Source organism: Paenibacillus sp. 1_12 (assembly GCF_900114475.1).
Taxonomy (GTDB): domain Bacteria; phylum Bacillota; class Bacilli; order Paenibacillales; family NBRC-103111; genus Paenibacillus_S.
In genome coordinates this window covers 589,435-601,188 of the sequence record NZ_FOTE01000002.1, presented here as the reverse complement: position 1 = coordinate 601,188, position 11,754 = coordinate 589,435, and the positions used below count along the sequence as shown (strand labels likewise).

The 11,754-nt window shown below is 45.4% G+C and carries 7 protein-coding genes; all 7 read left to right on the top strand.

The genetic code is table 11. From position 1 onward, the window contains the following. Window positions 1-772: 772 nt before the first annotated feature. The 7 genes from BM210_RS06660 to BM210_RS06630 all read left to right on the top strand — a co-directional run bounded on the left by BM210_RS06660 (window position 773) and on the right by BM210_RS06630 (window position 11,671). On the top strand, window positions 773-1,654 hold the full coding sequence (locus tag BM210_RS06660; protein WP_091165868.1) for a carbohydrate ABC transporter permease: 882 nt from the start codon (window positions 773-775) through the stop codon (window positions 1,652-1,654). 109 nt (window positions 1,655-1,763) lie between these two features. After that, complete coding sequence (locus BM210_RS06655) at window positions 1,764-2,900, top strand: enolase C-terminal domain-like protein (RefSeq protein WP_091165866.1); 1,137 nt, start codon at window positions 1,764-1,766, stop codon at window positions 2,898-2,900. 84 nt (window positions 2,901-2,984) lie between these two features. Further along, on the top strand, window positions 2,985-4,550 hold the full coding sequence (locus tag BM210_RS06650) for an extracellular solute-binding protein (protein WP_091165863.1): 1,566 nt from the start codon (window positions 2,985-2,987) through the stop codon (window positions 4,548-4,550). A 292-nt stretch (window positions 4,551-4,842) separates the two neighbouring features. Continuing rightward, entirely contained in the window at window positions 4,843-7,164 is a 2,322-nt protein-coding gene (locus BM210_RS06645; RefSeq protein WP_091165861.1) for an AraC family transcriptional regulator, read from the top strand. Between the two features lie 142 nt (window positions 7,165-7,306). Further along, the gene (locus tag BM210_RS06640) at window positions 7,307-9,061 is read left to right on the top strand and encodes a glycoside hydrolase family 2 protein (protein ID WP_091165859.1); all 1,755 of its coding nucleotides are present in this window, start codon (window positions 7,307-7,309) and stop codon (window positions 9,059-9,061) included. 36 nt (window positions 9,062-9,097) lie between these two features. After that, on the top strand, window positions 9,098-10,099 hold the full coding sequence (gene yiaK, locus BM210_RS06635; RefSeq protein ID WP_218184895.1) for a 3-dehydro-L-gulonate 2-dehydrogenase: 1,002 nt from the start codon (window positions 9,098-9,100) through the stop codon (window positions 10,097-10,099). Between the two features lie 33 nt (window positions 10,100-10,132). Further along, window positions 10,133-11,671 carry an extracellular solute-binding protein gene (locus tag BM210_RS06630; RefSeq protein ID WP_091165856.1) on the top strand — a complete coding sequence of 513 codons (1,539 nt, stop codon included), beginning with the start codon at window positions 10,133-10,135 and terminating at the stop codon, window positions 11,669-11,671. Window positions 11,672-11,754 lie beyond the last annotated feature (83 nt).

The following is an 11,754-nucleotide window of genomic DNA, read 5'->3' as shown; positions in this document are numbered from 1 at the left end:
TTGGAGCGTGTTCAAAAAGGGGATCGCTATGGAGAAGGGGTACGCCTCCGGTCGCTGTTGAAATCGCGAATTATGAATATAGGTTAAGCGGTATATTCACGATTTCAAAGGCGAACGCTACGCTCCTACAGCACACCCCTTCTCCTCCGCTGTTCTTTTTGAACACACTCCAAACAAAGGGAGTTGTTGAGGGCTTGATACATTTACTAATCGTAATGTATCTAAACGAAGTGCTCTAAACTAAGTGCTCTAAATTAAGTCTCTAAATTAAGTGATCCTGACCAAGGGAGAAGTAATAAGTAAGAGCTATACTCAGTAGAATTTCGCAGTTGCGAAATTCGCACAAGGAAATAGACATACCCCTTAATAAATAGGCTTAAGTATAAAAGGCTCCGAGGTTTTTCAAGGATCATTGCTCGTACTCCGTCGAGAACTAATGATCGCGTAGAGCCAGAAAATGAATATTCAATGCTAATCCATTGAATAAATGCCCTTTAATTTCAGCGAAATGTATAAAGGAAGCTGCGCTTTCCGGCCTAAGGGGCCGCAAAATGTGGTGAATACGAAGCGGAGCGTCCGTGGTGTTCTGGAGATAGCGAAGCGGTGCCTTTGTTCCCGGATTTTCACCGATACATCTCTTATACAATGATAAAATCCGGGAACAACAGCAATCGGAGGAACACTTCGGACGCGCAGCGACGACCTATTCTCCGCATTTTATCCCTAATCCTTAATCCGTAAATCATCTTATTTTAGAAAGGAGCCACCCCTCATGAGAGAAAGCTTAGGCGACCGCCTGTTTAGTATGGCAAACCTTGTGCTGCTGGTTATGATCGGCATCATTACTTTGTTCCCGTTGTATTACGTTTTCGTGGTTTCCTTCACGGAGCCAAGAGAGTATATCGAAAAATACGGGTTTGTGTTATTTCCGAGTAAGTGGAGCCTTGGCTCGTATGAATACTTAATGTCTACATCCGCCTTTATTCGGGCAACGGGCGTCAGCGCTTTTCTGGCAACTGTGGGCACACTGCTGAGCCTGATGGTAACCTCGGCCTTTTCATTTGGTCTTTCCCGTAAAAGACTAAAAGGCAGAAAGCTCATGATGTTCATGGTCATGTTCTCGATCCTGTTTAATCCGGGAATCATCCCACTGTACTTACTCGTACGTGATTTGGGTTTGATCAACAGCATATGGGCGCTGATAATTCCAGTATTGACCAGCGGCTGGTATGTCATTTTGATGAAAAGCTTCTTCGACAGTATTCCTGTGGAGTTGGAGGAAGCCGCAATGATTGACGGCTGTAATGACTTGAGCATTTTCTTCAAAATCATTTTGCCGCTTTCGGCTGCATCGCTTGCCGCGTTTGGATTATTTTACGCAGTGGCTTACTGGAACACCTTCTTTAGTGCCGTGTTGTATATTAACGATTTTACGAAGGTGCCGCTGCAAATTGTACTGCGCAATATGCTGATCGATTCTGATACCGCAATGGGCGGAGCGTCAGCTGTGGAAATGTCGTCAGACAAGCAGCTGCCTACGCAAACGATCAAAATGGCTGCCGTCGTGATCTCAACCTTGCCAATACTGATGGTGTATCCGTTTTTGCAAAAGCATTTTACCAAGGGTGTTATGTTAGGTTCTGTCAAAGGTTAAGTGAAGATGGCTCGTCGTTGTTTCATTCTACACCGGCAGCGCTGCTCACCCTTATCCGACAAACAAACCAACAACAATATAAATACAAATGACAAGGGAGCAAATGAAGATGAAAAACTTTTCCGATCTGGACAACACATGGCGTATTGAGTCAATCGAGCAGGTACTAATGAAAGGTGAACGCCGCAGATTGGCAGGCTGCAATGCAAGATTGGGGGTACATGGTAAAGAAGTCAGCTTTCCTTTGGTACGTATTACGATTGGCGGCATCGCGGGGTATAGCTGGTCCCGTGTCTCTCGTGAAGCAGCAGCAGCATTTATCGGGACACCGATTAGCGAGATTTTTTGTGAGGATCAATGGATCAAGGACCGTTTTCAAAGCATCCAATTCCCGCTGTTCGACTGGTTAGCGAATGTAAGAGGCATTCCGGTTTATCAGCTGCTGAGCGGCCAATCGACACCTCTGAGCGTGGCTTGCTATGATACGTCCTTGTATTTTGATGATCTGCACCTGAGCAACGAGGCGGACGCGGTGAAGCTGCTGCAGGAGGAAGCGATGCAGGGCTATAACGAAGGATTTCGCGGATTTAAAATCAAGGTCGGCCGTGGTGCAATGCATATGGACTTGATGGAAGGCACGAAGCGGGATATCGCCATTGTGAACGGCATCCGTGAGGTAGTCGGTCCGGCATGCAACATATCGATCGATGCGAATAACGGCTATAACCTGAATCTGACGAAGCATGTTTTGAAAGAAACGGCATCATCCAACCTGCTGTGGATGGAGGAAGCGTTCCACGAAGATGATCGGCTGTATCGCGATTTGAAGGCTTGGTTAGCTGAGGAAAAGATCGATGTGATGATCACGGACGGTGAAGGCTTGGCGGCGGGACCGATTGTGGAATGGGCAGAGCAAGGCTTGATCGATGCGATCCAATACGATTTGAAGGATTATGGCATCGTCAATTGGCTGAAGCTGGCGAAGCGACTGGCCAAAAGCGGTGTGAAAGCGGCTCCTCACAACTATGGCGGCTTCTATGGCAACTTTGCTTCGGCACAGGTATATCCAGCTATTGAAGGCTTTATGTTCGTGGAGTGGGATGAGGCGCAAATTCCAGGTATTGATACTTCCGGCTACACGATTCAAGAAGGCAAAATTTCTGTACCTTCTACACCAGGATTCGGCTTGCATATCGACACTGCTCATTATGAAAGCAAGCTTCGCGACAGCGGTTGGGCCGTATAAGCGCGATTTCCGTTTTGGAGTAAATAAGTTATCCACAACAGATAACTCCAACAAGCCAAACCAATATTAAGGGGATGATTTGCAATGAAAGTACAAACAACCAAGTTACTCAAAAAACGGATATTGTTATTCATATCCACGATGGTCGTATTCTCTTCATTTGCCGCAGCTTGTTCGTCACCTGCTCCTTCTGCAGCACCTGCACCTGCGCCAGGTACTGCCGGCAAGGAAGAGCCTAAAGCCCCAGCCCCAGCAAAGCTTACCGAAATCAAAGTTATGGCGGATTACACGATCGCGCAGCCTCCATCCCCAGACAATGCCGTACAGAAGGAATTTGAAAAAAGAACGAATACGAAGCTGACCGTGACCTGGGTGCCAGGTGGAGATTATGCGGACCGCGTGAATGTGGCACTGGCCGCTGGCGATATTGCCGATTTAATTAAAATTCCGAACATTACGACTCCCTTGTTCCGTCAAATGGTCAAACAAGGTGCATTCTGGGACTTGACGCCATACGTCAAAAACTATCCAAACCTTATGGCCATTGATCAGAAAATATGGAATAACACCAAAATCGATGGGAAATCGTTTGCCGTACCTGCGGGGCGCCCATTGAATGGCGGGGGATTTTTCTCGATTCGTAAGGATTGGCTGGACAAACTAAGTTTGAAAATGCCGACTAATTTAGATGAGCTGTATACCGTATTGAAAGCCTTCAAGGATAACGCACCTGATGGTAAAAAAGACACAACTGGCTTTACCATGCGCGGCGGCTCCGGTGTATTTGAAGAAGTGTTCACTGGAACTGTCGGCAAATGGAAAGAGAAGGACGGCAAGCTCGTCAACATGACGCTGGAGCCGGAAATGAAGGAAGCTCTAATTTATGTGAATAAATTGTATAAGGATGGTTTAATCCCGCAGGACTTCCCTGTATTGAAAGAAAATCAGTACTGGGAGCTGGCTACAAGCGGCAGAGCGGGACTGACCTCAGAAACACCGGAGGCTCTGTTCAGATACACGATGGATCAATGGAAGAAGGACCCGAAGGTGGAATGGACACCGATGCTTTCGCTGGCTCCAAAAGCAGGTGGCAAAGCTTATGTACCGCAAGCCTCTGGCTTTAATGGCGTATTAGCAATTCCCAAAACCGTACCTGAAGAAAAAATGAAGGCGATTTTGAAATTCGTTGATTATGGTTCTGGCGGCGAAGGCCTGGATTTGACGCTGTACGGAATCAAGGATGTTCATTACACCATTGTAGACGGTCAAAAAATTGCCAATGATAAGGCTGTAGCCGACAGTGTAGGAACTGCTTCCTGGGGTAAAATGTTCAGCACACCTGTGCTGGATCTGTGGCAGTATGCAGCCGGTATGCCGAAAGAGATTTATCAACGCAATATTAAGCTGGCTGAAGAAAAAGCGAAAATTTCCACGGCAGACCCGGCTATCGGTCTCGTTTCCGACACTGAACTTAAAATGGGTGCTGACTACACGAAAAAAATTGCTGATATGAAAACACAAACGATTATCGGCAAGATTACATTGGAGGAGTGGGATAAATATGTAGACAGCCTTAAGAAAGATCCCAACTACACCAAAATCACAGAAGAAATCAACGCAGAATACAAAAATCGGATGGCTCAAAAATAAACTGTAATCGAATTTGATTTGTGCGGAGGTAAGGGAGGTCCCTTGCCTCTTTGCTGTAAACTCAACATTTTCGGAACCGGATGGGTGGGGGATACTTGATTACCGAACTGCTGAATCTGATTGGATACAGCAGTTTTTTGCGTTGTCAATTTGTCTTAGATCTGTAGAACCTTTTATTGATTATTTGATATACAAAATATACAATGTATATTATACATACGCAATTAATTGCTGATGCTGCGGTTGATGAGCGGCGATTGGGCCCATAAAGTAAAGGATGTGAAATATCCCGATGAGCAGGCCAAAGAGCATAAATAGAGGGTCGATTTATTGGAAAAATTTAAGTATTGTACTGCTGATTACCTGCATCCCCATCGCATTGATCAGTGTCATTCTTTACTATATCGGAACGGACCGCATTGGCATGGAAGTCAACAAAGCTCATCAGAATCAGCTTAGCCAGTCGATCCAGCACATGGAGGATTATTTATCCAATTTGGAGCATGCGGTAGTCAGACTCGCTTTTGACCGAAATATGGATGAGACGCTTAAGCAGATGGATTTTATTATGGAATTTCAAAAAACGAACGATTTAATGAGATCGTTTACATTAATGAGGGAATCGAATTCCTTAATTGGTGGTGTGAACCTTTATTTACGCGATGCCAATAAGCTCATAGGAGACGAGTTTGGATTTCAAACTATTCAGTCGGAGGAGGATGAGAAGCTATTAAGAGCCTTACTGGAAAAAGAACGTACCATCTATTGGAACTATTCGTTAAGGAAGCCAGGTATTCCTGACACACTATACAAGGCTATTGTTGTAAAGCTTCCCGGTGGTCAAATGTATGATTCCTATGGCGCTTTTATTATTTATTTGGATCAAGTCAAGTTAAACACGATGGTGCAAAAATTGGCTTCCGGGGAAGGCGTTGCTTTTCTTATTAATGAAAACGGCGATTATTTGACGACTCCCCACACCAACGGAGCTTTGAAGGAGCTCACACTTGAGGATGCGGTAAAGAACCAGATTGCTCAGGAGGACCTGCGCGATAACACCTTTAAATTTGATTGGCAAGATCAAAGCTACACCGTATCCTATGGTAAAATTTCAAAGCTCGGCGGCAAATGGACGTTTGTCTCAGCCACCCCCTTATCACAAATCATTGCTCCTGTAACCTCGTTGTCGAGATTGATTCTCTGGATCAGCCTATTCGGCCTGACGGTCGGCCTGCTACTATCTTGGTTCGCATCCAACAAAATTTACGACCCGATCTATCGTTTGAAAAGCTTGTTCGAATCTTCCAGGCATACAAGGTCAGACATTAAGGATGAAGTGACTTACATTGAAAATCAATGGAATCAGCACCTGGTGGAGCAGCAGACCCTCTCTATGCAAATCAAGGAATCCATACCGGCCTTAAGGGAAAGCTTCCTGCTGCAATTTTTGCAAGGCAATTTATATACGCATACAGAGCTGGAGCTTATTGACAAGATGAAGCAGCTCGATTGGGACGCACAGAATAAAAGATTTGCAGTTATGGTTTCGCAGCTGCACGGTATCTCTGAGCTGGGTGGCAAGTTCTCCGAGCGGGATTCGCAGCTGATTACGTTTGCCGCTTCCAACATTATTTTGGAGCTGTGCTCCGAGAAGCTGAACATGGTGCATGTCATTAATTTCCAGGATTTATCTGTAGGTGTATTTTTTGTTCTCGATCGAAGCATAACGAATGAGGAAATCAAGGCTATACTCAATAAGCTTGCCCATGATTATATCGTGGCGGTCAATAACATGCTGCGAATGAAGGTGACAATTGTCACAAGTAAAATATCTGATTCTCTAGTGGACATGCCGAATGTTCTGGAGCAGACGCGAAAAGCGCTGCGTTTCCGCGACCTGCATACGTCCAATCAGATGCTGGATATGAATCAATTTATGATGGAACCTAACAGCCCCAAGCATTTTCCTTCCGAACTGGAAAGAGAAATTGTGCATGCCGTCAGTATTGGGCTTGAGGAGGAAGCTGTCCGATTAATTCGTCAGTTTATGCTGGAGCTGCAGGGTGACAATAGTACCGAATTGATGGTGCATCAAGGGATGATGAAGCTGCTGGGCACCCTCCATGACACGATTATTAAGCATGATGTAAATTTGTATGCATTGTACGAAGGCGTTCATCTGTATGAGCAGCTGATGCATTTATCCGAGCCGGACCAGATCGTAGACTGGTTTCAGCACAAGCTGATCCACCCCTTTATCAAAACATTGTCCATGACCTATGACGGTAATTTGCGGGAAACGATTGATAAGCTGCTGTTGCAAATTCAAGAGGAGATCCTGATGGACGTATCGCTGGAAATGTATGCTGACCAATTGCAGATGAGCTCCTCCAAGCTTAGTAAAGCATTCCGGCAAATCCACGGCACGAACTTTATCGATACGATTATTCGTTTGCGGATTGAGAAATGTAAGGAACTGCTGTGCAAGACCGATATGAAAATCAGTGAAATTGCAGAGCAATTGCAATATCAGCCTTCTTATCTCATTCGTATGTTCAAGAAAAGCGAAGGGATGACTCCAAGACAATATCGCGAGAAGCATTCACAAGGATAACCGTGAAACCTTAACAGCAGCCAAGTGCGACGGTTGAAAAATGGCCGTTGTCTGACTGTTTACATTTCGATCTTTATCATGTAGTATTGCAATATCGCAATGTATATTATGTATTAACAATAAAAGATAAAGGGTGATTCATATGACGGTACAGCCGTATAGGCAAGACTATCCGCGTCCACAATTTGAGCGGGCTGAGTGGCTTAATTTGAACGGAGAGTGGGAATTTGAATTTGATGACGATCAAGTGGGCAACCAGGAAAAGTGGTATGTATCGCACGATTTTAGCCAAAAGATACAAATTCCTTTTTGCTTCCAAAGCAGCTTGAGCGGAATCGGGGATACGGGTTTTCATGATATCGTATGGTATCGCAAACGATTTAATGTATCTGAGGCCCATGTCAGCAAAAGGATAGTATTGCATTTTGGTGCTGTTGATTATATGTCTTGGGTCTGGATTAACGGCCAGTTGGTGAAGGTTCATGAAGGTGGGCATACGCCTTTTTCAGTCGATATTACCGAACAATTGCAGAGTGGTGAGAATACGATCGTCGTGAAAGCACAAGACTACAGCCAGGATCACACCCTTCCCAAAGGCAAACAATATTGGGTGAAGAAATCTGCAGACATTTGGTATACACGCACTACAGGCATTTGGCAAACCGTTTGGATAGAGCCTGTAGCAGAGACGTATCTGAACAAGGTAAAGCTTACCCCTTATATCGATTCGAATGAGATTAAGATCAGAGTCTTTATTGAAGGACGCTTAAGTGATAATCTTTGGTTGAAGACGGTGATATCCTTTAAGGGAGCTCCGGTAACCGAAGAGATCGTCAAAGTAACAGAGCCGGAGCTGATGCGGCGTATAGGACTGAACGATTTTAATGATCACGGTAGGGGACGCTGGTGGTCGCCAGACAAACCGAATTTATATGATGTCCAATTCCTCCTGCTTGAAGGTGATCAAGTTATTGATGAGGTAAACAGTTACTTTGGCATGCGCAAAATTTCTATAGAGGATGGCAAGGTGTGCTTGAATAACCGTTTTTATTATATGAAGCTTGTGCTGGATCAAGGTTATTTTCCAGATGGTATTATGACGCCACCAACAGATGATGCGATCAAACAGGATGTTGAATTGACCAAAGCGATGGGCTTCAATGGAGCACGTAAGCATCAGAAAATCGAAGACCCGCGTTACCTGTATTGGTGTGACCGTTTGGGACTGCTCGTGTGGGGGGAAATGGCCAATGCCGCGGCGTATTCGGAAAGTTATGTGCGGCGCATCACTTCGGAATGGCAAGAGGCCATAGAACGTGATTACAATCATCCCTGCATCGTGGCTTGGGTGCCGCTGAACGAAAGCTGGGGTGTACCGAATATTTTGGTGGACAAGCTTCAGCAGCAGCACGCGCTTGGTCTGTATCATTTAACCAAATCGCTGGATGACACCCGGCTTGTAATTTCTAATGATGGTTGGGAGCATATTAAATCCGATATTTGCACGATACATGATTACGAAAGTAAACGGGAAGTGCTCGAAGAAAGATACCGTACCGTCGAAAATGCGGTTCAATCGAAGCCAGCCAACCGCTGGATTCATGTACCTGACTATCCTTATGAAGGGGCTCCGATTCATGTATCGGAATATGGCGGCGTCTCGTTTAAGAAAAGCGATTGGGAAGGCTGGGGATATTCAGCAGCTCAAAGCGATGAGGATTTTATCGAGCGTTATACAGCGGTTACGCAGCCCTTGCTGCAATCTCCGGTCGTTCAAGGTTTTTGTTATACACAGTTGACCGATGTCGAGCAGGAAATTAACGGATTGTTGACTTATGATCGTAAACCGAAGGTTGCATTGGATGTGATAAAACAGATTAATGAAGGAAAAAGATGAAAAAGCATACACAGATGAAAAGGAGGTTTTTTTATCGTGCTGAGGGTTCCTTTTTCTGAGATGAAAGATCAATTTACAGCTGTACTGCTTAATAAGGGATTCACTGAATTACGAGCGCAGCGATGTGCAGCGTTGTTTGCAGAGGCCAGTCTCGATGGTGTATATTCCCATGGGTTGAACCGATTCCCATCATTTATTGAATTCATTGACAAGGGTTATGTAGATATCCATGCTGTACCTGAATGCATCCATAGCTTTGGGGCCATGGAAAGGTGGGATGGAAATCTTGGGCCAGGCAACCTCAATGCCAAGCTGTGTATGGAACGGGCCATTGCTATAGCCAAGCAGCAAGGAATCGGCTGTATAGCTCTCAGGAATACGAATCATTGGATGCGTGGCGGAAGCTACGGCTGGCAGGCTGTGGAAGCGGGTTGCGCAGGGATTTGCTGGACCAACACGATGCCGAATTTGCCCCCTTGGGGTTCAATCGAGAGAAAACTTGGCAACAATCCGATTGTATTTGCAGTTCCACGGGCAGAAGGTCCTATTGTATTGGACATGGCTGTTTCCCAATTCTCTTATGGGCAGCTGAATACGAAGAAACTGCTGGGTTCGCAGCTTCCTGTTGACGGCGGATATGATAAGGCAGGGAATCTGACCAAAGATCCATCTGCAATTTTAGATTCGGGGCGTCCGCTTCCCATCGGTTTTTGGAAAGGTTCGGGTTTATCATTAGTACTCGATTTGATGGCTGCTCTGTTTGCGGACGGCCATACCACTCATGAGATTGGCAAGCTGCCAGCTGAACATAGCGTGTCGCAAATGTTTATAGCTTTTGATACCCGTTCACTTTCTAACCTTGATTTCATTAATGAACGGATCAACGAGGCCATTCGTGATTTACAAGAAGCAGAGCCTTTGGAAGAAAACGGTACGGTTCGATATCCAGGTGAAGATACACTCCAAAGACGACAGTATAATCTGGAAAATGGAATCCCGGTGGAACCATCCATTTGGCAACACGTCACCCGTTTATAAGTTTAGAGTTCATCGTATGGGAGAGGATTCTCAATGAAGTTCAGTGATACGGCGACACGCCCCAAACGGACCCTGCTCATTCTATCCACATGGGTGGTCATTGTCGCTATTGCCGCTGGTTGCTCCACACCTTCAGCTATTCCTATGGACCATGTCATGGAAGAAGCCCATGCTCCAGGTAAGCCGATCGATATCAAAATCATGGCGGACTACACCATAGCTCAGCCACCATCACTGGACAATCCGGTACTGAAGGAATTTGAGAAAAGAACGCATACGAAGCTTACGGTAACCTGGGTGCCTGGCGGAGATTACTCAGATCGAGTCAATGTAGCTCTGGCTACCGGTGATATTGCCGATTTGATAAAAATCCCGAACATTACGACCCCTTTATTTCTTCAAATGGTGAAACAGGGTGCGTTCTGGGACTTAACGCCCTATGTCAAAAGCTATCCAAACCTGATGGCTTTGGATTCAAGGATCTGGGACCATACGAAGATTGATGGTAAAACTTATGCGGTTCCGGCAGGACGTCCTATGGATGGAGGCGGCTTTGTCTCCATTCGCAAGGATTGGTTGAATAAAGTGGGACTTCAGATGCCTACCGATATGGATGAGCTGTATACGGTGCTGAAGGCTTTTAAAGAACAGGCTCCTGACGGTAAACCAGATACGGTTGGATATACGATGAGAGATTGGCGTGTGATAGAAGAAGTATTTACGGGAACCGTTGGTAAATGGAAGGAAAGGGACGGCAAGCTGATAAATATGACGCTTGAGCATGAAACAAAAGATGCCCTCGTTTACTTGAACAAGCTGTACAAAAATGGATTAATACCGCTGGAATTTCCCGTGATGAAAGAAAATCAGTTTTGGGAGATCGCAACAAGCGGCAGGGCTGGATTGACCTCGGAAACACCGGAAGCACTGTTCAGATATACGATGGATCAATGGAAGAAGGATCCGTCGGTTGAGTGGACGCCGATGCTTTCCTTGGCGTCCAGAGCCGGAGACAAGCCATATGTAACGCAAAATACGGGCTTTAATGGCGTATTGGCTGTCCCAAAAACCGTGTCTGAGGAGAAAATGAAAGCCATCTTAAAATTTATTGATTTCGGCTCCGGTGGCGAAGGCATGGATTTGGCGCTGTACGGGATTAAGAATGTTCATTACACCGTTGTTGATGGCCTGAAAGTCGCTAATGATAAAGCAGTAGCAGACAGCATAGGAACAGCTTCATGGGGTAAAATGTTCAGTACGCCAGTGCTGGATTTGTGGCAGTATGCGGCAGGTATGCCCAAAGAAATGTACCAGCGCAACATGAAAATCGCTGAACAAAAAGCAAAGTTTTCAACAGGTGACCCCGCGATAGGTCTCGTTTCCGATACAGAGCTTAAAGTGGGAGCCGACTACACGAAGAAAATTGCCGATACGAAGGTACAAGTCATTATCGGGAAAATTTCGTTGGAAGAATGGAGTACGTTCGTAGATATGCTCAAGAAGGATCCGACCTATACCCGGATTACCGATGAAATCAACATAGAATACAACAAAAGGAAGGCACTTAAGTAAGCTCAAGATAGCTGGGCAGCGTTCGATCGGTTCTGGTGGAAATTGCCCAAAAGACGGTATTAAAAACTTCTCACGATTGACGA

Coding starts and splice junctions, on each gene's coding strand:
- BM210_RS06660 (WP_091165868.1), top strand. CDS start 773: ATGAGAGAAAGCTTAGGCGACCGCCTGTTTAGTATGGCAAACCTTGTG.
- BM210_RS06655 (WP_091165866.1), top strand. CDS start 1,764: ATGAAAAACTTTTCCGATCTGGACAACACATGGCGTATTGAGTCAATC.
- BM210_RS06650 (WP_091165863.1), top strand. CDS start 2,985: ATGAAAGTACAAACAACCAAGTTACTCAAAAAACGGATATTGTTATTC.
- BM210_RS06645 (WP_091165861.1), top strand. CDS start 4,843: ATGAGCAGGCCAAAGAGCATAAATAGAGGGTCGATTTATTGGAAAAAT.
- BM210_RS06640 (WP_091165859.1), top strand. CDS start 7,307: ATGACGGTACAGCCGTATAGGCAAGACTATCCGCGTCCACAATTTGAG.
- BM210_RS06630 (WP_091165856.1), top strand. CDS start 10,133: ATGAAGTTCAGTGATACGGCGACACGCCCCAAACGGACCCTGCTCATT.